Below are 21,018 nucleotides of genomic sequence, written 5' to 3' on the forward strand. Positions count from 1 at the left end.
GGCAAGGCCGCTCAAGACACAAAAAAGCCCGGCAATGCCGGGCTTTTGCGTTGCAGCTCCTGTGAGCGCAGAGGTCAGGACGCGTCAGGAAGCGGGAGACGGGTTGGCAATCGCCGCAGCAGGGCGCGCGGCGGACGACGCCTTCTCGCGCGCCTGGGCCTGGTCGATGGCGTCGATGATCACCACGCCGGTCGACTTGACACCGGGCGCCGAAAAGCCGGCACCGGGCGTCACGCCGGGATGGGCCAGCAGCTTGCGCGTCATTTCCTGGTTCAGCTGCTGCTGGCTGGGCTTGGCGGGGGTGGGCGCTGCGGCAGGCTGCTCGGGCTCCTCGGGCGCAGGTGCCTCGTCGGTGTTGCGCACATAGCTGCGGTACACGCGGGAATTGAGCTGCTCCTGATCCTGCTCGCGCTGGTACTGCAGGAACTGGTAGACGCCAATGCCCACCACGGTGATGGCCAGCAGGGACACGGCGATCACCGTGATCACCAGGTTTTCATCGGACGGAGGGCGGGCATGGACAGGGCCGCGGGGCCGGACATGGGGGCGGGGACTTGTGGCTGGCATGGATGGAAGGCAGTGAATGCAATGAGGCTGCCTGGATATCGGCAGGTCCGCCGACTTTCTGAAATGCAGTCGGTTCGTGTCGGACAAGGCCGCAAAAAAGCAGCGATGGCCCAGCCTATCAGCTTCACGTGTCTGTAAAAGCGCGCAGCGCATTGCATTTTTCAAAGGAGGCGCTAGGGCGGATACCTCTTTTATTCGCACCAGTCCATCTGGAGCAATCCGGGCTGCCCGGGGCCGGTCGCTCTCGGGCGCCGTCCAAAGAAAAAGCGCCGGGGCCGAAACCCAGGCGCTTGTTCTTTGGGCGTACAGCCCTCGGCTGACCGCGATCCGCAATCAGGCGGCGATGGCTGCTTCCTGATTGGCGGCAGCCGCTGCGCGCACGATGTCGCTGCGGGCCGATTCCAGAGCCTTGGCCTTGGACTCATCGCCCATGGCCACGCCTTCTGCGCGCACGATGCTCACATCGGTGATGCCCAGGAAGCCGAACACCGTCTTCAGGTAGCTTTCCTGGTGCTCCAGGGCCTGGCCCATTTCACTGGTGGAGTACACGCCGCCGCGCGTGGAGGCCACGATGACCTTCTTGCCCTTGGCCAGGCCTTCGGGGCCGGCTGCGGTGTAGCGGAAGGTGCGGCCGCCCTGGGCGATGCGGTCGATCCAGGCCTTGAGCTGGCTGGAGATGGTGAAGTTGTAGAACGGAGCGCCGACCACGACCACATCGGCCGCCAGGAACTGGCTCACCAGGGCTTCGGAGATGGCGTTCTGTGCGCGCTCGGCTTCCGTCGTGGCGGCCTGGCCGGTGCGAAAGCCCATGGACACTGCGTTCAGGTGGTCGGGGGCGTTCACGGCCAGATCCAGGTACTCGACCTTGGCGCCGGGATTGGCGGCCACCAGGGCGGCCACGGTCTGGGCGGTCAGCTGGCGGGACACCGAAGCGGCGCCGGTGATGGAAGAGTCGATGTGCAGCACTTGCATGGAAAAGCTCCTGGGATGTCGGTTGGGATCGCGGTTGGGATCGGCCATTCGGGAAAGCTTGTAGGGCCGACGATGGGATCAATTGTGAATTTGGACAGAGTCTTTGATAAGCCGCAGAAATTGCGATAGATTGTCCTGAATTTGCAGCCAATGAGCACAGGGAGGGACGAGCGACATGATGGATCTCAACGACATGCTGTACTTCGCCGAGGTCGTGGAGCGCGGCGGCTTCGCCTCTGCCGGGCGGGCGCTGGGCATACCCAAGTCCAGGCTGTCGCGGCGCGTGGCCGAACTGGAGGCCCGGCTCGGAGTGCGCCTGCTGCAGCGCACCACGCGCAAGCTCTCGCTGACCCAGGTGGGCGAGGCCTATCTGCGCCATTGCCAGGCCATGCGCGATGCGGCCCTGGCCGCCGCCGACACCGTGGCCGAGGTGCAGACCGAGCCGCGCGGCACCATCCGCGTGAGCTGCCCCGTCACCCTGGCCCAGACCGTGCTGGGCGAGCTCATGCCCCAGTTCCTGCAGCGCTGCCCGCTGGTGCATGTGGAAATGCAGGTGACCAACCGGCCCGTGAACCTGGTGGAGGAGGGCATCGACGTGGCGCTGCGCGTGCGCCCCAGTCTGGAGGACAGCGGCTCCATGGTCGTCAAGCGGCTGGATGTGGCGCGCCAGATCCTCGTGGCCAGCCCGGAGCTGCTGGAGCGCCAGGGCACGCCGCGTGCACTGGCCGACCTGCAGCACCTGGACAGCATGTCCATGTCGGCGGTGGATGGCCAGTCCAGCCTGCTGCTGGTCGGCCCCGAAGGCCGCGAGCAACGCCTGCAGCTGCAGCCGCGCTATGTGGTGGATGACCTGCTGACGCTGAAATTCGCGGCGCTGGCCGGCAGCGGCATGTGCTGGCTGCCCGACTACATGTGCCACGAGGAACTGGCCGAAGGCCGGCTGGTCCATCTGCTGCCGGGCTGGGAGCCGCCGCAGGGCATCGTGCATGCGGTCTTCCCCTCGCGGCGCGGCCTGGCGCCGGCCGTGCGGCATTTCCTGGACTTCCTGGGAGAGACCGTGCCGGGGCGCAACAGCCACGCCACGCGCGAGCCGGTGGCGCGCTGAGGCTGCACCCCGCCACGCCATAAGAAAACAACAAATCGTTCGTTGGGATCGTCGGCGGCGTTCTCCACAATCGGGGCCCATGTCCAGCAATGGACAGTCCAGGAGAACCCATGAATCCCCACCGCATCATCATCGTGCCCGGCTGGCGCAACTCCGGCCCTGACCACTGGCAAAGCCTGTGGGCACAGCAGCTGCCGCATGCCGAGCGGGTGGAGCAGGACGACTGGCTCGTGCCGCACCGCGATCCCTGGGTGGCCGCGCTGGAGCAACTGGTGCTGTCCCGGCCCGAGCCCGTGGTGCTGGCCGCCCACAGCCTGGGCTGCATCACGGCCGCGCACATGGGGCCCGAGGCCAGCGCCCGCGTGCAGGGTGCGCTGCTGGTGGCGCCGGCCGATCCCGAGCGCCGTGCCCAGCTGGCCGACTTTGCGCCCGTGCCCTATGCGCCGCTGCCCTACCGCAGCGTGCTGGTGGCCAGCAGCAACGATCCCTACTGTCCGATCCGCCGGGCCGGCGCCTATGCGCGGGCCTGGGGAAGCGAGTTCGTGCGGCTGCAGAACGCGGGGCACATCAATGTCGAATCGGGTTTCGGCGACTGGCCCCTGGGCCTGGCGCTGCTGCAGTCGTTGATGCAGGGCGACAGCTGGCAGCCCGCGCAACCCCGGCCTGCCGTGCGTGCGCCGCGCGTTGCCGGTGCACGGGCAGCGGTGCCGGCAGGAGCGGGCGCCCCCTGGGCCGCCGGGCTGTGAGGTGGCGGCTGGCGAAGACGGTGGGCCAGGCTTCTTATATGGAAGCAGGCCATTAACAAACAAAAATATATTCTTTTGAGTTTTAAGCCAGCGTTCGCACAATGTGACTGTCTGTGAATCCACCGCAGAGATGTCCACTAATAAAAGGCAGCGAACCATGCATTCTTTGAAGCTCAAGACTTTGTTGGCCACCCTGGCGCTGGCCGCCGCAGGAACCGTATCGGCGCAGAACCAGCTGCTCAACGTCTCCTACGACGTGGCGCGCGAGTTCTACAAGGACTACAACGCCGCCTTCGTCGCCCACTACAAGAAGACCAAGGGCGTGGACATCAAGGTGGACCAGTCGCACGGCGGCTCCAGCGCCCAGGCGCGCGCCGTCAACGACGGCCTGGCTGCCGATGTGGTGACCTTCAACACCACGACCGACGTGCAGTTCCTGGCCGACAGCGGCGTGGTCGCCAAGGACTGGGCCAAGAAATTCCCCAATGACGCATCGCCCACCACCTCGACCATGCTGTTCCTGGTGCGCAACGGCAACCCCAAGAACATCAAGGACTGGAGCGATCTGACCCGTCCCGACGTGAAGGTCGTGGTGGTCAATCCCAAGACGGGCGGCAATGGCCGCTACGCCTACCTGGCGGCCTGGGGTTCAGTGCGCGAGAAGGGCGGCACCGACGCGCAGGCGGCCGAGTTCGTGCAGCAGCTTTACAAGAACGTGCCCGTGCTGGGCAAGGGCGGGCGCGATGCGACCAGCATCTTCCTGCAACGCAACATCGGCGACGTGCTGATCACGTTCGAGTCCGAAGTGGTTTCCGTGGAGCGCGAATTCGGCAAGGGCAAGGTCGATGCCGTCCATCCCTCGGTGTCCATCGTGGCCGAGAACCCCGTGGCCGTGGTCGAGCGCACCGTGGCCAAGAAGGGCACGGGCCAGCTGGCGCACGACTACCTGGCCTGGCTGTACTCCGACGAGGCCCAGGAAATCGCCGCACAGCACGCGCTGCGCCCCCGCTCCGAGGCCGTGCTCAAGAAGCATGCCGATGTGTTCAAGCCCATCAAGCAGTTCACCGTGGCCAAGTATTTCGGCTCGCTGTCCGAAGCCCAGAAGGTGCACTTCAACGACGGCGGACAGTTCGACAAGATCTACGTCCCCGGCAAGTAAGCACGCAAGCAGGCATGAAGGCGGCGCAGTCCGCCTGAGGCCCCCTCCCCACACTGGCTGATTTGGAATCCAACATGGTGTCTGCCGTTCCGACCAGCCCAAGGCCTGGCGCCGACGCTCCTGTGCCCGCACCGTCCGGTGCGGCGCGCAAAGGGCGCGGCGCCAAGCGCGTTTTGCCCGGCTTCGGGCTGACCTTGGGCTATACGCTGTTTTATCTGAGCCTGATCGTGCTGATCCCGTTGTCGGCACTGCTGTTCAAGACCTTCTCGCTCACCTGGCCCCAGTTCTGGGAGGCCGTGGCCTCGCCGCGCGTGCTGGCCTCGTACCGGCTGACGTTTGGCGCCTCGTTTGCGGCGGCCTGCGTGAACCTGGTGTTCGGCCTGCTGATCGCCTGGGTGCTGGTGCGCTACAAGTTCCCGGGCAAGAAGATCGTCGATGCGCTCGTCGATCTGCCCTTTGCCCTGCCCACGGCCGTGGCCGGCATTTCGCTGACCGCTTTGCTGGCCGGCAACGGCTGGGTGGGCCAGTACCTGGAGCCCTACGGCATCCAGTTGGCCTTCAACCCGAACGGCGTGGTCATTGCGCTGATCTTCATCGGCCTGCCCTTTGTCGTGCGCACGGTGCAGCCGGTGCTGGAGGATTCGGAGAAGGAGCTGGAAGAGGCGGCCACCAGCCTGGGCGCCTCGCGCTGGCAGATCTTCTACAAGGTGATCCTGCCTGCCATCACGCCCGCGCTGCTCACGGGCTTTGCCATGGCGTTTGCACGCGCCATCGGCGAATACGGATCGGTCATCTTCATCGCGGGCAACATGCCCATGATTTCCGAGATCACACCGCTGATCATCATCGGCAAGCTGGAGCAATACGACTACGCAGGCGCCACGGCCGTGGCCGTGGTGATGCTGCTGTTCTCCTTCGTGATGCTGCTGGTCATCAACGCGCTGCAGGCATGGCAGCGCAAGCATTCGGGAGGGGCTTGAGATGGCGTTGTCTCCACAGGAAGCATTGCTTCTCAAGATCATTGGCGCGGTGCTGGTCGCCGTGTTGGTGCTGTACAGGCTCACGGCGCCCCCGAAGGGCCGGCGTGAAAAGCTCTCCACCACCGAGCCGCGCGCCGTGCGCTGGATTCTCACGGGCATTGCGCTGACCTTCATCGGCCTGTTCCTGGTGCTGCCACTGGCGGCCGTGTTCACCGAGGCGCTGCGCAAGGGCTGGGATGCCTATGTCGCCGGCCTGCAGGAGCCCGATGCCTGGTCGGCCATCAAGCTGACCCTGATCACGGCGCTGATCGCCGTGCCGGTGAACCTGGTGTTCGGCGTGGCGGCGGCCTGGTGCATTGCCAAGTTCCAGTTCCGTGGCAAGGCCTTCCTGATCACGCTGATCGACCTGCCGTTCTCGATCTCGCCCGTGGTGGCGGGCCTGATGTACGTGCTGGTGTTCGGCGCCCACGGCTGGTTCGGCCCCTGGCTGGCCGAGCATGACATCAAGATCATCTTCGCCGTGCCCGGCATCGTGCTGGCCACCATCTTCGTGACCTTCCCCTTCATCGCGCGCGAGCTGATCCCGCTGATGCAGGCGCAGGGCAGCGACGAGGAGCAGGCCGCCATCGTGCTGGGCGCCACGGGCTGGCAGACCTTCTGGAAGGTCACCGTGCCCAACATCAAGTGGGGCCTGCTGTACGGCGTGATTTTGTGCAATGCGCGCGCCATGGGCGAGTTCGGCGCGGTGTCCGTGGTCTCGGGCCACATCCGTGGCCAGACCAACACCATTCCGCTGCATGTGGAGATCCTCTACAACGAGTACCAGTCCGTTGCCGCCTTCGCTGCCGCATCGCTGCTGGCTCTGCTGGCCCTGGTGACCCTGGTCATCAAGTCGGTGGCCGAGTGGCGTGCCGAGCACCAGGCCAAGGCCGCAGCCGAGCTGCCTCCCGAGCGCCCCACGCCGGCTTCCCAGGCATCCCGTGTGCCGCAGGTGTCCTGAGGCCCGCCCCGACCAGAAAAGAGCAAGAGCAAGACCATGAGCATTGAAATACGCAACGTCAGCAAGCAGTTCGGCGATTTCCAGGCCCTGCGCGATGTGAGCCTGGACATCCAGTCCGGCGAACTCATCGCGCTGCTCGGCCCTTCGGGCTGCGGCAAGACCACGCTGCTGCGCATCATCGCGGGCCTGGAGACGCCCGACGTGGGCAGCATCCACTTCAGCGGCGAAGACACGACCGACGTCCATGTGCGCGAGCGCAACGTGGGATTCGTGTTCCAGCACTACGCGCTGTTCCGCCACATGACGGTGTTCGAGAACGTGGCCTTCGGCCTGCGCGTGAAGCCCCGCAGCCAGCGCCCCAGCGAAGCCCAGATCCGCGACAAGGTGATGAGCCTGCTCAAGCTGGTGCAGCTGGACTGGATCGCGGACCGCTTTCCGTCCCAGCTGTCGGGTGGCCAGCGCCAGCGCATCGCGCTGGCCCGCGCCCTGGCGGTGGAGCCCAAGGTGCTGCTGCTCGACGAGCCCTTCGGCGCCTTGGATGCCAAGGTGCGCAAGGAGTTGCGCCGCTGGTTGCGCCACCTGCATGACGAGCTGCATGTGACCTCCATCTTCGTGACCCACGACCAGGAAGAGGCACTGGAAGTGGCCGACCGCGTGGTCGTCATCAACCAGGGCCGCATCGAGCAGGAAGGCACGCCCCAGCAGGTCTGGGACAACCCGGCCACGCCCTTCGTCTACGGCTTCCTGGGCGACGTCAACCTCTTCAAGGGCCGCGCCAGCGATGGCCGCGTCTACCTGGACGACGGCACCCAGCTGGACAGCCACGATGCCAAGGGCGCCAGCGACAGCAAGGCCTTCGCCTATGTGCGCCCGCACGATCTGGAGGTGGAGCGCTACTCGCCAGGACAGAACCTGGACGTCCAGGGACGGCCCACGGGCATCGTCGTGCAGCTGGCCCGCGCCATCGTCGTGGGGCCCATTGCGCGCCTGGAACTTATTCCATCGGAGAGCACCGAAAGCACGGACAATGCCGAAGAGGGTGGCCTGATCGAGGCGCAGATTCCTGCGCAGCAGTTCAGGGACATGGCGCTGCGCGAGGGGGAAACCCTGGTGGTGACACCGCGCCGCGCCAAGGTGTTCCTGGACGAGGCGGCTGGCATCTGACGGCGCGGCAACGGTTTCCTGCACCCGCTGAACAGGGCTGCAGCGCCGGGCCGGCGCCGCAGCCCTGATTTCATTCAACCGGGTGACGAAAGACAAGAATGCTTCAATGGTTTGACAACGCTCCGCGCCGCATCCTGGCGCTCATCAGCCTGGCCTGCGTGGCCATGCTGGCCTTCGGCATGTATCTGCAGCATGTGGTCGGGCTGGAGCCCTGCCCGATGTGCATCGTGCAGCGCTACGCGCTGATCGGCGTGGCCATCTTCGCGGGCCTGGGCAGCGCACGCGGCGGGCGCGGCTGGCTGATGGGTTGGGGTATCGCGGCGCTGGTCGCCGCAGGCTTTGGCGCCTTCGTCGCCGCGCGCCAGAGCTGGCTGCAGTGGTATCCGCCCGAGTTCGCCACCTGCGGGCGCGACTTCTACGGAATGATCGAGAACTACTCCATCAGCCGTGCCGTGCCCATGATCTTCCGTGGTTCGGGCGATTGCGTTGCCGTGGACTGGAGCTTCCTGGGCGGCTCCATTGCCAACTGGTCCTTCATCTGCTTCGCCATCATGAGCGTGGCCGTTTTGGTGCTGCTGGTGCGCGGCGCTGCCCGCAGGCGCTGAGCCCTAGGCTGAGGCTTGCGCCAGTCGCCGCTGCAGCGACTGCGCCAGGGTGCTCAGAATCAGCCAGCAGGACGTGGCGCCCGCGTCCAGCACGCCGATGGAGCGCGGCCCCAGCCGGGCCGAGCGCCCGATGCGGGCCTGCAGGTGGCGCGTGGATTCCTTGCCCGCTTCGGCCGCGGCCTCCATGGCCTGCAGCGCTTCGCGGAAACCGGCGCCGGCCTGCAGCGATTGCCGGTAGGCCTGCAGGGCCGGGGCCAGCGTATCGATGAGGGTCTTGTCGCCTACCCGGGCCTTGCCCATCTCCTGCACATCGGCGACGGCCCGCGCCAGCGCCTGGCCGAACAGGGCGGCATCCATCTCCTGCTCCGGCCCAAGAACATCGGCGAAGCCTTGGAAGAAGCTGCCGTACAGCGGGCCCATGGAGCCGCCGATATCGTCCATCAAGGCCTGGGACAGCTGTTGCAGCGCCGCAGGCAGCTGCGCCGCCTGGCCGGCGTCCATGGCATCGAGCCGTGCGCCGCAGCCGGAAAAGCCCTTGGCCATGTTGATGCCGTGATCGCCATCGCCGATCAGGCCGTCGATCTCGCTCAGGAACTCCCGGTGGCCGACGATGGCCGTGATCAGTTCACGCACGATGCTGCCCGCGCCATCGAGCGCGATGGCCGGCCCTTGGCTGGTGCGCCTTGCGGCTGGGGGGCGGGCGGTTTGTGCCTGTTCCTGCGCCTGTTCCTGCGCCTGTGCCGGCGTCCGTGCCGGAACAGAGGGCAGCGTTGGAATGGCCTCCTGCGCCTGGGGCGGCAGCCCGCCGGCCAGGGTCAGGGCGACTGACTGGCAGGGCGCCTTGAGGCAGGCTTCCAGCGCATCGTCCAGCTGCATCAGCGTGAGCGTGATGCCCATCATCTCCAGCGAGGTGAAGAGATTGCCCACGAGCCGGAAGGCCACCTGAATGCCGCGTTCTTGCAGGCGCCGGGCGACCTCGCCATAGAGGATGTACTGCTCCATCAGCGGCGTGGCGCCCAGGCCGGACAGCAGCACGGCCACGCGGTCGCCCGGGGCGAAGGGCAGGTCGGGCAGCAGGGCGCCCAGCATGCGCTCGGCCATCCCGGCCGCCGTGGTCGTGGGGTGCACGGACATGCCGGGCTCGCCATGGTGGCCAATGCCCACCTCCATGCTGCCGCGCTCGATATGGAAATTGGCCTTGCCCACGGCGGGAATGGTGCATGCCGACAGGCCGATGCCGATGCTGCGCGTGCGGGCCATGGCGTGCCGGGCGATGGCGATGACTTCGTCGAGGCTGGCGCCCATGGCCGCCCGGGCGCCCGCCACCTTCCACATCAGGATCTCGCCGGCCACGCCGCGGCGGCTGGCCTCGTCGCCCCGCGCGGCAGAAGGCACGTCGTCGTTGGCCACCACGGTCCTGACCGCCATGCCTTCGGCCGCGGCCATCTGCACGGCCATGGCCACATTCATGTTGTCGCCCGCGTAGTTGCCATACAGGCAGGCCACGCCGGCGCCGCCATCGGCCGCGCGCATGGCGTCGTAGAAGCTTCTGGCCGTGGGGGATGAGAAGACCTCGCCCACGGCGGCGGCGTCGCACAGGCCTGCGCCCACATAGCCCAGAAAGGCCGGTTCGTGTCCCGACCCGCCGCCCGTCACGATGCCCACCTTGCCCCTGCGTGGCGCGCCATGCAGGCGCACGACGCGGGCATTGCCTTCGTCGATGCGCAGGGTGTCGCCATGGGCGGCGATCCATCCATGGAGCATGTCCTCCACCACCCGGTCGGGGTCGTTGATCACGCGGTTGGTCGTCATGCCGTTGTCTCCTCCAGGTGCAGTCCCGGCGGGTGTGCCGAAGACTGTTCATATGATCATTGAGTGGTCATTTTTGATTTGTTGAAATTGGCATGTCAATGCCTTTTGGCTATTCAATAGCCAAGGGAAAACGATAGGATTTGATGGATTTCGTAGAAAATTCAACGGGTTACGTATTTATTTTGCCGGCTCACATAGCTATCGTTGTTTGACAACTGCTCTTCGATTGAGAAGACTCTGGTAAAACATTGATCAAATGATCATGTGATGGTCTTTTGTAATGAAGGGGATGCCATGAAGCTGGCCATCGGCTGCGACGAAGCCGCCTGCGACCTCAAGAACGCCGTGAAGCAGCATCTGCTGGCCCAGGGCCACGAAGTGGCCGACTTCGGCACGCACGACGGCGAGCCGGTGCTCTACCCCGACATCGGCATCGCGGTGGCGCAGGCCATCGTCCAGGGCCGCCATGAGCGCGGCGTTCTCCTGTGCGGCACGGGCATAGGCATGGCCATTGCGGCCAACAAGGTGGCGGGCATCCGCGCCGCGCAGGCCCATGACACCTATTCGGCCGAGCGCGCCAGCCGCAGCAACGACGCGCAGATCATCACGCTGGGCTCGCGCGTGATCGGGGTGGAACTGGCCAAGGCCATCGTGGACCGCTTCCTCGCATCGCGCTTCGATGGCGGCAGCTCGGCCCTGAAGGTGGATGCCATCACCGGCTTCGAACGCTCGCAGGCCGCCGCGGCCGGGCGCGGGCAGGGCGCGTGACCATGGACACCGGCACCCGCACCGGCACCGCACTGCTGCAGGCGCGCGGCGTGGCCAAGAGCTTCGGCGGCGTGCCTGCGCTGCGCAACGGCTGCCTTGAGCTGCAGGCGGGCAGCGTGCACGCGCTGTGCGGCGGCAATGGCGCAGGCAAGTCCACCTTCCTGAACATCGTGATGGGCCTGTTGCGGCGCGATGCCGGCGAGATATTGCTCAAGGGCCGGCCGGTGGATTTCGCCACGCCGCACGAGGCGCTGGCGCACCGCCTGTCCATCATCACGCAGGAGCTGTCGCCCATCCCGGGCATGAGCGTGGCCGAGAACATCTTCCTGGGCCGCGAGCCCCGGCGCGCCGGCGTGGTGGTCCGCCATGCCGCGCTGCTGGAGCAGGCGGATGCGCTGCTCAGGCAGCTGGGCTTCGATATCGATCCGCGTGCGCAGATGGGCCGCCTGAGCCTGGCGCAGACCCAGCTGGTGGAGATTGCCAAGGCCCTGAGCCGGCAAAGCGAGCTGATCATCATGGACGAGCCCACCTCGGCCATCGGCGAAAGCGAGACCGCCATCCTCTTCGACGCGATACGCCGCGTGACAGCGCAGGGCGCCGGCATCCTCTACGTGTCGCACCGCCTGACGGAGATCTTCACCATTGCCGACAGCTACACGGTGTTCCGCGATGGCGGCTTCGTGCAGACCGGCGCGCTGGCCGATATCGACCGGCGGCAGTTGGTGAAGCTCATCGTGGGCCGGGAGGTCCGCGCTGCCGCCAGCGAGCGCAGGGCTGCGGCGCCGGGCGAGCCGCTGCTGTCGGTGCAGGGGCTCACGCGCCGGGGCGAGTTCGAGGACATCAGCCTGGACGTCGCCCCCGGCGAGGTGCTGGGCATCTACGGACTGATGGGATCGGGCCGCAGCGAATTCCTCAACTGCCTGTACGGCCTCACGCGCGCCGACCAGGGGCGGGCGAGCCTGGGCGGACGGCCCCTGCCGCGCGGCAATCCGGCGGCGTCGATCAAGGCGGGCCTGGCCCTGGTGACCGAGGACCGCAAGGCCACGGGGCTGGTGATGAGCTCCTCGGTGCGCTTCAACACCAGCTTGCCCGCACTGCCGGGCCTGCAGCGCGCCGGGGTGGTGGATGGCGCGGCAGAGCGCGTGCTGGTGGGCGGCCTGCTGCAGCGCCTGCGCGTGAAGCTGGCCAGCCCGGCAATGCCGGTCTCCGGCCTGAGCGGCGGCAACCAGCAGAAGGTGGTGCTGGCCCGCTGCATGGCCACCAACCCCGTCTGCCTGCTGTGCGACGAGCCCACGCGCGGCATCGACGAAGGCGCCAAGCGCGAGGTGTACGCCTTCCTGGCCTCGCTGGCCGAGCAGGGCCATGCCGTGGTGGTGGTGTCCTCCGAGGCGCCGGAACTGCTGGAGCTGAGCGACCGCATCGCCATCTTCCGCAAAGGCCGGCTTGACCGCGTGGTGGCCGGCCACGGCATCACGCAGGAGGCGCTGATGCACCTCGCGTCCTGAGCCCGGGCGATGCCCGTGCTGCGTTTTTCCCCTTGCCTTTCACAACACACAGGAGACATGACCATGCCGTTTTTCCGCTTCACCACCGTGCTTGCCGCCGCGCTTGCCGGTGGGCTGTTCCTGGCCGCAGCGCAGGTCCGGGCCCAGGCTCCGGCCCCGCTGTCGGCACCAGCACCAGTGCCCGCACCGGCCAAGCCCTACCGCATAGGCGCGGCCGTCTATGGGCTCAAGGGCGAGTTCATGCAGATGTGGACCAAGGAGCTGAAGGCGCATCCGGCCGTGAAGGACGGCACGGTGCAGATCACCGTGTTCGATGGCAACTACGACGCGCTGACGCAGAGCAACCAGTTCGACACCATGATCACGCAGAAGTACGACGGCATCCTCTTCGTGCCCATTGACCTGAAGGCGGGCGCGGCGCCCGTGCACAAGGCGGTGAAGGCCGGCATTCCCGTGGTGGGCTCCAACACGCGCGTGCAGGGCGATGTGCTGACCTCCTACGTGGGCAATGACGATGTGGTGGCCGGCCGCATGCAGGCCGAGGCGCTGATGAAGGCCATCGGCGGCAAGGGCAATATCGTCGTCATCGAGGGGCCCATAGGCCAGTCGGCACAGATCGAGCGGGCGCGCGGCAATGACGAGGTGCTGGCCCGCCACAAGGACGTGAAGGTGCTGGCGCGCAAGACCGCCAACTGGTCGCGCGCCGAGTCCATGGGACTGATGGAGAACTGGCTGACCGCATTCCCGGGCCAGATCCAGGGCGTGATCGCCCAGAACGACGACGAGGCCCTGGGCGCGGTGCAGGCCATCAAGACCAAGGGCATCGACATCAAGACCATCCCGGTGGTGGGCGTGGACGGCGTGGCCGCCGCCATCACGGCCGTCAAGCGCGGCGAGATGACCACCCATTTCCAGGATGCCCAGGCCCAGGCGCAGGGCGCGCTGGATGTGCTGCTGCGCCAGCTAGTCGGCCCGTCCTACCGGCCGCGCTCGGTGGTATGGAGCGAGTATGCCCAGGCCATGCCCTGGGGCGATGGCACGGCCAAATCCTACGAGGTGCCCTGGACAGCCATCGTGCCCGCCAATGCCGACGCCTTCTTGCAGAAGGTGCGCAAATGAGCGCCGACAGCCTGGAGCGGGACTTCGACGGCCGCACGGCCCTGGTCACCGGCGGCGCGGGCGGCATCGGCCTGGCGATTGCCCGGCAGCTCGCGGCGGGCGGGGCGCGCGTCGCCTTGCTGGACCTGGAGCGGCAGGCACTGGACGTGGCCGCTGCCAGCCTGGCGGAGCCCAGGCCCCACCTGGCGCTGGAGGTGGATGTGACCAGGCCTGCGGGCGTGGAGCAGGCGGTGGCCACGGTGCTGGAGGCCACGGGCCGCATCGACATCCTGGTCAACAGCGCCGGCGTGGCGCTGCTGGAGCCGGCCGGCGAAATCAGCGAGGCGGCCTGGGAGCGCACGCTGGCCGTCAACCTCACGGCGCCGCTGCTGCTGGCCCAGGCGGTGGCCCCGGCCATGCGCCGCCAGCGCCACGGCCGCATCATCAACCTGGCCTCGCAGGCCAGTGTGGTCGCGCTCAGTCGCCATGCCGCCTATTGCGCCAGCAAGGCGGGCCTGGTGGGGCTGACGCGCGTGCTGGCGCTGGAGTGGGCGTCCGACGGCATCACCGTCAACGCCATCTCGCCGACCGTGGTGGACACGCCGCTGGGCCGCCAGGCCTGGGCCGGTGAAGCGGGGGAGGCCATGCGCGCACTCATTCCCACGGGCCGCTTTGCGCAGCCCGAGGAGGTGGCGCGGCTGGCCGTGTTCCTGGCCGGTACGCACGCCGGCATGCTGACGGGCGAGAACATCGTCATCGACGGGGGCTACTCCATCCAGTGAGCGGCCTGCCGGCCCCACGCCTTTCTTCCATCAACGCGGGAGTCCTCCATGACGAATCTTCAAGCCGCATCTTCGCCGCCGCTCTTGGGGCGGCGCGCGCTGGACCTGCGCAGCCTGCGCGAGCGCTACGGCGTGGTCATCGCGCTGATTGCACTGTGCGCGGCGCTGGCGCTGGCCAACCCCCATTTCATGACCTGGGGCAACTGGGCCGACATCCTGCGCCAGACCTCCATCAACGGCATCCTGGCCATCGGCATGACGTGCGTGGTGCTGACGGCGGGCATCGACCTGTCGGTGGGCGCCATCCTGGCGCTGGCCGGCATGGTCGGCGCCTGGCTGGCGGCCGATGGCCAGGGGCTGGCGGTGAGCGTGGGCGCCGGGCTGGGCGTGGGCATGCTGCTGGGCGGCGTCAACGGACTGCTGGTGGCCTGGTTCGCGGTGCCGCCCTTCGTGGCCACGCTGGGCATGCTCAGTGCGGCGCGCGGCCTGACCTACATCTACAACGACGGCATGCCGGTGTCCGAGCTGCCCGACGGCTTTCTTGCCATCGGCGCCGGCCAGCTGGGCCCCGTGCCCATGCCCATCGTGATCTTTGCCGTTGCCGTCGCGGTGTTCGCCTTCGTGCTGCGCTACACCGTGTATGGCCGCTACATCTACGCCGTGGGCGGCAACCTGCGCAGCGCCAAGACCAGCGGCATCAACACCCGCGCCATCGTGCTGCTGGTCTATGTGGTCAGCGGCCTGCTCGCGGGGCTGGCCGGCATTTTGCTGGCGTCGCGCACCACGGCGGCGCTGCCGCAGGCCGGCGTGTCCTACGAGCTGGACGCCATCGCGGCCGTGGTGATCGGCGGCACCAGCCTGTCGGGCGGCACGGGCAGCCTGGGCGGCACGGTCGTCGGAGCCCTGCTCATCGGCGTGATCAACAACGGGCTGAACCTGCTGGGCGTGTCCTCGTACTACCAGCAGCTGATCAAGGGCGTGATCATCGTCGGCGCCGTGCTGCTCGACAGTTCGCGCCGCAGGGCATGAAGCGCTGCGCCCACGTCCTGTCCACCATCTGCAACCCGGGAGAGTTCCATGCAAAACACCCTGCCTGACGCCGCCGATACGAACATGCTGGCCGTGGTCTGCCACGGCCCCAGGGATTACCGGCTCGAACGCGTCGCACGTCCGCAGGCCGGGCCGCGCGAGCTGGTCATCCGCGTGGCTTCCTGCGGCATTTGCGCGGGCGACTGCAAATGCTGGGCTGGCGCGCCGCGCTTCTGGGGAGATCCGGAAAAAGGCCGCCCCGCCTATGTGCGCCCGCCGGTGATCGCGGGCCACGAGTTCTGGGGCCATGTGGTGCAGGTGGGCGAGGGTGCCCAGGAGCACCACGGCGTGCAGCTGGGTGACCGGGTGATCGCCGAGCAGATCGTGCCCTGCCATGGCTGCCGCTATTGCAGGATCGGCTTTCGCTGGATGTGCGAGGTGCACGATGTCTACGGCTTCCAGGGCCAGGTGGCCGATGGCGGCATGGCCGAGTACATGCGCCTGTCCGCCCGCGCCGTGGTGCACCGGATTCCCGAGAGCGTGGCCTTCGAGGATGCGGCCATCACCGAGCCGCTGTCCTGCGCCATCCATGCCGTCAACCGCGGCGACATCCAGCTCGACGATGTGGTGGTCATCGCCGGCGCGGGCACGCTGGGCCTGCTCATGGCCCAGGTGGCGCGCCTGAAGACGCCGCGCCGGCTGGTGGTCATGGACCTGTCGGACCAGCGCCTGGCGCTGGCACGCCGCTGCGGCGCCGACGTGACCATCAACCCCGCGCGCGAGGATGCCCGCGCCATCGTGCACGCACTGACCGACGGCTATGGCTGCGATGTGTACATAGAGACCACGGGCGCGCCCTCGGGCGTGACGCAGGGGCTGGACCTGGTGCGCAAGCTCGGCCGCTTCGTGGAGTTCAGCGTCTTCGGGCGCGAGACCACGGTGGACTGGTCCATCATCGGCGAGGAAAAGGAGCTGGACCTGCGTGGCGCCCACCTGAGCGCCCATTGCTACCCCATCGCCATCGACCTGCTGGCGCGCGGGCTGGTCACCTCCGAGGGCATCGTCACCCACCGCTATGCGCTGTCGGACTGGGAGAGCGCCATCCGGGTGGCCGATTCCATGGACTCGGTCAAGGTCCTGCTGCTGCCCCACGCTGGCGAGGCCCGGTGAGCGGCGCTACACTGCGCGCCTTTCCCGGCACCCTTGGAGGCACCCTTGACTGAAAGCGACCTGACGCGACTGGCGACCCTGTACTACGTCGATGGATGCACGCAGGACCAACTGTCCAAGGAGTTCGGCATCTCGCGCGCCACCGTCGGGCGGCTGCTGCGCCGCGCGCAGGAAGAGGGCATCGTCGAGATCCGCGTGCGGCCGCATTCGCTGGTGTCCGCCGACCTGGAGCGGCAGCTGACCGAGCGCTTTCACATCAAGCGCGCGCTGATCGCGGTGGACCACAAGGATGCCGACCGGCAGCGCGAACTGCTGGCAGGGCTGGTGGCCAGCGAGCTGGAGCGCATCCTGGTCGACGGCTCCATCGTGGCCGTGGGCATGGGGCGCAACGTGTCCTCGGTCTCCGAGCACGCCCTGTCCGCCACACGGCGGGAGTGCCACTTCGTCAGCGCCATCGGCGGCTCCTACCGTGGCGGGGAGGCGATGAACGCCGACCACATCGCGCGCCGCCTGGCCGCGCGCTTTGGCGGCAAGTCCGAATCGCTCTATGCGCCGGCCCTGGTGGGCGATCCGCAACTGCGCAAGGCGCTGCTGGACAACGACACCGTCAGGCACACCCTGGACAAGGCGCGCCGCGCCGACATCGCCCTCATCGGCGTGGGCGATGTCAGCGTGGACAGCAACATGGCCCGCATGGGCTGGTTTTCCGCGCAGGAGATCTCGGACGCCCGCCGCGCGGGCACGGTGGGCGACATGATGGGCTACGACTTCATCGACATCCACGGCCAGCCGGCCGCCACCCCCATGCAGGACCGCGTCATCGGCCTGAGCCGCGAGGACCTGCTGCGCATACCCAACGTCATCGCCGTGGCGGCCGAATCCAGCAAGGTCACGGCCATCCTGGGAGCCCTGCGCACCGGCGCCATCGACACGCTGGCCACCACCACGGCCAACGCGGCGGCCGTGCTGCAGCTGGACGATGTCATGGGGACGACGCGCTGACGCAGCGGGGGAGGCGCGGCTCTTGGGCGGCGCGCCTAGTTCGACGCGCGACGGTAGAAGGCCAGCGAGCCTGCCAGCGCCAGCAGCATGCCGCCGCACAGCCGGTCCAGCCACATCACGGCCCGCCCGCGCAGCAGCCGCGCGGCGCGTGATCCGGCGAAGGCATAGGCCAGCATCACCAGGAAATCGATGAGTGCGAACACCAGCGCAATGGCGATGTATTGCGGCGCCTGGGCGGCCGCCGGGTCGATGAACTGGGGCAGCAGGGCCGAGCAGAACAGGTAGCCCTTGGGATTGGTCACGGCGACCAGGAACGACTTGAGCAGCACGGTGCGGGCGCTGTAGCCGTCGGCGCCGGCCTCTGCCTTGCCGTCACCCTGGGGTGCCGACAGCGATCCGCCCTGGCTGCGCAGCATGCGCAGGCCCAGCCAGGCCAGGTACGCCGCTCCCGCCCACTTGACCACCGAGAACCAGAACTCCGAGGCCGCCAGCAGCGCGCCCAAACCCAGCGCGACAGCGCCGACCAGCACGAAGTCCGACAGCACGGCGCCCAGCATGCCGGGCAGGGCGCGGCGCACGCCGTGGCGCGAGCCATTGGCCAGGGCCAGCAGCACGGTGGGACCGGGGGTGATGATCGCGATCAGCGCGACCAGGGAGAAGACGAGCAGGGTGGCGAGGGTCATGTCGGCGAAGGCTCATGCGGTTGGCAACAGCCTGCCACTGTGCCAGCTTTGCCTGCCTTGCGCAGCCCCTGCCGACCCGGGGCAGGGCACACGGGGCAGGGCACACGGGGCGGGCAGGCGTCAGTCGCTGCCCACGCCGCCGGCGGCAAAGACCGGGCCGCGCGTGCCGGGCACCCAGCCCGGGTAGGTTTCCATCACTTCGGCGAACAGGGCCGAGTCGATCCAGCGCTGCAGCCAGGCCTGCAGGTGCGGCCAGGGCTGCTCATTCCATTGCGACTCGTCGATGCGCGCGTACTGGCGCACGAAGGGGCGCAGCGCCATGTCGGCCAGGCTGGGGTTCTGGCCGCACAGGTAGCCGGTGGCCTCCAGCTGGTCGTCCAGCTCGGCCAGCCAGGTCAGGGCATCGGCCTGGGCGTGGTTGACCTCTTCGGCCGTGTAGCGCTCGGGGTACTTGCAGCGGTCCAGGGCGTGCTTGAAAAAGCCGTCGTTGCGCTCGATCAGCGCCAGCATGTCCGGCAGCGAACCGCTGGTCGGTGCCAGCCAGCCGTCCGGGTCATTGGCGCGCAGCGCGTGCAGCATGACATCCAGGCTCTGCTCGATCACGCGGCCGTCCTCCAGCACCAGCACGGGCACCGTGCCCTTGGGCGATGCGTCGAGCAGCGCCTGCGGCTTGTTGCGCAGGTTGATTTCGCGCAGCTCGCAGGCCAGGCCGGCATGGGCCAGCGCCAGGCGGGCGCGGATGGCGTAGGGGCAGCGGCGAAACGAGTAGAGAACCGGCAGGGTCTGGGTCATGGAACGGGGACGGGGCTAGGGCCAAAAGCGGCAGATGATAGCGCCGGGGCCAAAGTCAGGCGGCCTGCGGGTCTTGCCGCGGGCGTCCGTGGCTATTGCAGCTGCGCCAGCAGCCATTGCCTGAAGGTCTTGAGCGCCGCGCTGGGTGCGCGCGAGCGCAGGTGGGTCAGCCAGTAGGCGCCCGTGTCCACCTCCTGCTCGAAGGGGCGCACCAGCCGGCCCTGCTGCAGCAGGTGCTGGAACATGCGCGCCGGCAGCAGGGCCACGCCCGCGCCCTGGGCGGCCGCCTCGGCCAGCGTCAGCGAGGAGTCGAACATGGCCCCGCGCGCCAGCGGCGCGCTCTGGTCCAGCGTGGCAAACCAGCTCTCCCACTCCTGCAGGCGGTACGAGCGCAGCAGCGTCTGCCCTGCCAGGTCGGCCGGCTGGCGCAGGCGCTGGGCCAGGGCCGGGGTGCACATGGGCGTCAGCGGCGCGCGCAGCAGCAGTTCGGCGCGCGTGCCCTGCCAGGCGCCGTCGCCAAAGCGCACGGCCGCATCCAGCCCTTCGCCGGCCAGATCCACGCGGTTGTTGTGCGTGAGCAGTCGCAGGTCGATGTAGGGGTGCTGCTGCTGGAACTGGCCCAGCCTGGGAATCAGCCAGCCGATGGCGAAGGTGCCGACCACGCCCACGGTGAGGACCTCGCGCGGGCGCGGCTCGGCCACCTGCTGCAGCGAATGCTCTATGCGCGCAAAGCTCTCGGCCACGGCAGGCCACAGCGCATGGCCTTCGTCGGTCAGCGCCAGGCCGCGCGGCAGGCGCCGGAACAGCGGCTTGCCCAGGCGCTCCTCCAGGTTGCGGATGTGCTGGCTGACGGCGGCCTGGGTCACGCACAGCTCGTCGGCCGCCCGCGTCAGGTTGAGATGGCGCGCGGCCGCATCGAACATGCGCAGGGCATTGAGGGGCAGTTGCATGGTGGAGCCAATAGTTTTTCTAAGGGATGCTGCCAATTATTCACGCTGGTCGCAGCTTGGGCGCGGCGCTATCGTTGCGTTTGTCGATCTGCAACTGAAAAGGAAAAACAATGCAAAGACGCGATTTTCTGATGACGGGCGGCGCGGCCGCCTGGATGGCGGCCGGGCTGGCAGGCTGCGCCCTGCCATCAAAAAAACAGGGGGCTGCCGACCAGGCCTTCAGGACCGAGCTGGCGCGCATCGAGAAAAGTGTGGGCGGGCGGCTCGGCGTGGCCGTGCTGGAGGCGGAGTCGGGCGCCAGCGTGGACCACCGCGGCGACGAGCGCTTTGTCATGTGCAGCACCTTCAAGCTGCTGCTGGCCGCCCAGGTGCTGGACCGCGTGCAGCAGGGCGATGAGCGCCTGTCGCGCCGCGTGCACTACGCCAGCTCCCGGCTGGTTCCCTACTCGCCGGCCAGCGGCCCGCGTGCCGGCGATGGCGGCGGCATGACCATCTCTGAGCTGTGCGAGGCCGCCGTGGTGCTCAGCGACAACACCGCCGCCAACCTGCTGCTGGACGCCAGCGGCGGCCCGCAGGCGCTGACGCAGTGGCTGCGCGCCAGCGGCGACGAGACCACGCGCCTGGACCGCATGGAGCCCGAGCTCAACGAAGGCCTGCCCGGCGACGAGCGCGACACCACCACGCCCCTGGCCATGGTGCAAAGCATGCAGCGCCTGCTGCTGGGATCGGTGCTGGACGGCCATGGCCGCGCGCTGCTGCAGCAGTGGCTGGTGGCCAGCCGCACGGGCGACAAGCGCCTGCGCGCGGGCATGCCGGCCGGCTGGCGCGTGGGTGGAAAGACGGGCACCGGCGATCGCGGCACGGCCAACGATGCCGTCATCGCCTGGCCCACGCCGCAAAGCGCACCGCTGCTGGTGACGGGCTACCTCACCGAATGCCCGGCCGACGCGCCGCAGCGCGATGCGGCGCTGGCAGCGGCCGGCAAGGCGGCCGCACGCTGGCAGGCAGCAGTGCAAGGCTGAGTTGCGCCACCATGTCGCTTGATTTGGGCGATTTCAAAAAAATTGGCGCGGCCTGAAGACGAGAGACACCGAGGAAGGGCCTGGGCCGGCCGCGCCGCCCCCGCACC

Annotated in this window: 21 protein-coding genes; 15 read left to right on the forward strand and 6 right to left on the reverse strand. The window is 68.2% G+C overall.

Features of this window, described 5'->3' with window-relative positions; genetic code table 11:
* Positions 1-84: 84 nt before the first annotated feature.
* Together U6958_RS12945 and U6958_RS12950 are read right to left on the reverse strand one after the other, a co-directional pair.
* Complete coding sequence (locus U6958_RS12945) at positions 85-489, reverse strand: hypothetical protein (RefSeq protein ID WP_227472554.1); 405 nt, start codon at positions 487-489, stop codon at positions 85-87.
* 411 nt (positions 490-900) lie between these two features.
* Entirely contained in the window at positions 901-1,539 is a 639-nt protein-coding gene (locus tag U6958_RS12950; protein ID WP_012206392.1) for an FMN-dependent NADH-azoreductase, read from the reverse strand.
* 175 nt (positions 1,540-1,714) lie between these two features.
* Here U6958_RS12950 and U6958_RS12955 point away from each other — a divergent pair, with 175 nt between their 5' ends.
* The 7 genes from U6958_RS12955 (at position 1,715) to U6958_RS12985 (ending at position 8,298) form a co-directional block, all read left to right on the forward strand.
* The gene (locus U6958_RS12955; protein ID WP_016448262.1) at positions 1,715-2,644 is read left to right on the forward strand and encodes a LysR family transcriptional regulator; all 930 of its coding nucleotides are present in this window, start codon (positions 1,715-1,717) and stop codon (positions 2,642-2,644) included.
* A 110-nt stretch (positions 2,645-2,754) separates the two neighbouring features.
* Positions 2,755-3,390 carry an alpha/beta hydrolase gene (locus U6958_RS12960; protein ID WP_016448261.1) on the forward strand — a complete coding sequence of 212 codons (636 nt, stop codon included), beginning with the start codon at positions 2,755-2,757 and terminating at the stop codon, positions 3,388-3,390.
* 157 nt (positions 3,391-3,547) lie between these two features.
* Positions 3,548-4,549 (forward strand): sulfate ABC transporter substrate-binding protein, encoded by a 1,002-nt coding sequence (locus U6958_RS12965; protein WP_026062880.1) that lies wholly within the window; start codon positions 3,548-3,550, stop codon positions 4,547-4,549.
* Positions 4,550-4,623: 74 nt separating this feature from the next.
* Positions 4,624-5,529 carry a sulfate ABC transporter permease subunit CysT gene (gene cysT / locus U6958_RS12970; RefSeq protein WP_013801696.1) on the forward strand — a complete coding sequence of 302 codons (906 nt, stop codon included), beginning with the start codon at positions 4,624-4,626 and terminating at the stop codon, positions 5,527-5,529.
* Position 5,530: 1 nt separating this feature from the next.
* The gene (cysW, locus tag U6958_RS12975; protein ID WP_016453281.1) at positions 5,531-6,529 is read left to right on the forward strand and encodes a sulfate ABC transporter permease subunit CysW; all 999 of its coding nucleotides are present in this window, start codon (positions 5,531-5,533) and stop codon (positions 6,527-6,529) included.
* A gap of 36 nt (positions 6,530-6,565) precedes the next feature.
* A complete protein-coding gene (locus tag U6958_RS12980) occupies positions 6,566-7,693 on the forward strand; it encodes a sulfate/molybdate ABC transporter ATP-binding protein (RefSeq protein WP_016448258.1) in 1,128 nt (375 codons plus the stop codon).
* A 98-nt stretch (positions 7,694-7,791) separates the two neighbouring features.
* On the forward strand, positions 7,792-8,298 hold the full coding sequence (locus U6958_RS12985) for a disulfide bond formation protein B (protein ID WP_016453280.1): 507 nt from the start codon (positions 7,792-7,794) through the stop codon (positions 8,296-8,298).
* 3 nt (positions 8,299-8,301) lie between these two features.
* Here U6958_RS12985 and dhaL read toward each other — a convergent pair whose 3' ends face one another.
* On the reverse strand, positions 8,302-10,110 hold the full coding sequence (dhaL, locus tag U6958_RS12990) for a dihydroxyacetone kinase subunit DhaL (RefSeq protein WP_074923488.1): 1,809 nt from the start codon (positions 10,108-10,110) through the stop codon (positions 8,302-8,304).
* Between the two features lie 294 nt (positions 10,111-10,404).
* Here dhaL and rpiB point away from each other — a divergent pair, with 294 nt between their 5' ends.
* The 7 genes from rpiB (at position 10,405) to U6958_RS13025 (ending at position 17,464) form a co-directional block, all read left to right on the forward strand.
* On the forward strand, positions 10,405-10,878 hold the full coding sequence (gene rpiB / locus U6958_RS12995) for a ribose 5-phosphate isomerase B (protein ID WP_012206383.1): 474 nt from the start codon (positions 10,405-10,407) through the stop codon (positions 10,876-10,878).
* Positions 10,879-10,880: 2 nt separating this feature from the next.
* Positions 10,881-12,383: a sugar ABC transporter ATP-binding protein gene (locus U6958_RS13000; protein WP_016453277.1), complete on the forward strand. Its 1,503-nt coding sequence runs from the start codon at positions 10,881-10,883 to the stop codon at positions 12,381-12,383.
* Positions 12,384-12,446: 63 nt separating this feature from the next.
* Positions 12,447-13,502: a substrate-binding domain-containing protein gene (locus tag U6958_RS13005; protein ID WP_074923504.1), complete on the forward strand. Its 1,056-nt coding sequence runs from the start codon at positions 12,447-12,449 to the stop codon at positions 13,500-13,502.
* On the forward strand, positions 13,499-14,263 hold the full coding sequence (locus tag U6958_RS13010) for a GolD/DthD family dehydrogenase (protein ID WP_074923489.1): 765 nt from the start codon (positions 13,499-13,501) through the stop codon (positions 14,261-14,263). Before U6958_RS13005 ends, U6958_RS13010 begins: the two co-directional genes overlap by 4 nt.
* Positions 14,264-14,311: 48 nt before the next feature.
* Entirely contained in the window at positions 14,312-15,292 is a 981-nt protein-coding gene (locus U6958_RS13015; RefSeq protein ID WP_012206379.1) for an ABC transporter permease, read from the forward strand.
* A gap of 48 nt (positions 15,293-15,340) precedes the next feature.
* A complete protein-coding gene (locus tag U6958_RS13020) occupies positions 15,341-16,462 on the forward strand; it encodes an alcohol dehydrogenase catalytic domain-containing protein (RefSeq protein ID WP_074923490.1) in 1,122 nt (373 codons plus the stop codon).
* A 45-nt stretch (positions 16,463-16,507) separates the two neighbouring features.
* Positions 16,508-17,464 carry a sugar-binding transcriptional regulator gene (locus U6958_RS13025; RefSeq protein WP_012206377.1) on the forward strand — a complete coding sequence of 319 codons (957 nt, stop codon included), beginning with the start codon at positions 16,508-16,510 and terminating at the stop codon, positions 17,462-17,464.
* Positions 17,465-17,499: 35 nt separating this feature from the next.
* Here U6958_RS13025 and U6958_RS13030 read toward each other — a convergent pair whose 3' ends face one another.
* The 3 genes from U6958_RS13030 to U6958_RS13040 form a co-directional block, all read right to left on the reverse strand.
* Positions 17,500-18,147, reverse strand: a complete 648-nt coding sequence (locus tag U6958_RS13030; protein WP_016453272.1) for a LysE family translocator — start codon at positions 18,145-18,147, stop codon at positions 17,500-17,502.
* A gap of 120 nt (positions 18,148-18,267) precedes the next feature.
* Positions 18,268-18,939: a glutathione S-transferase gene (locus U6958_RS13035; RefSeq protein ID WP_074923491.1), complete on the reverse strand. Its 672-nt coding sequence runs from the start codon at positions 18,937-18,939 to the stop codon at positions 18,268-18,270.
* 92 nt (positions 18,940-19,031) lie between these two features.
* Positions 19,032-19,889: a LysR family transcriptional regulator gene (locus tag U6958_RS13040; protein ID WP_012206374.1), complete on the reverse strand. Its 858-nt coding sequence runs from the start codon at positions 19,887-19,889 to the stop codon at positions 19,032-19,034.
* Positions 19,890-19,999: 110 nt separating this feature from the next.
* Here U6958_RS13040 and bla point away from each other — a divergent pair, with 110 nt between their 5' ends.
* Complete coding sequence (gene bla, locus U6958_RS13045) at positions 20,000-20,911, forward strand: class A beta-lactamase (RefSeq protein ID WP_012206373.1); 912 nt, start codon at positions 20,000-20,002, stop codon at positions 20,909-20,911.
* The last annotated feature ends 107 nt before the right edge of the window (positions 20,912-21,018 follow it).

Origin of the sequence: Delftia lacustris, from assembly GCF_040267515.1 — a bacterium.
Lineage (GTDB): Bacteria > Pseudomonadota > Gammaproteobacteria > Burkholderiales > Burkholderiaceae_C > Comamonas > Comamonas tsuruhatensis.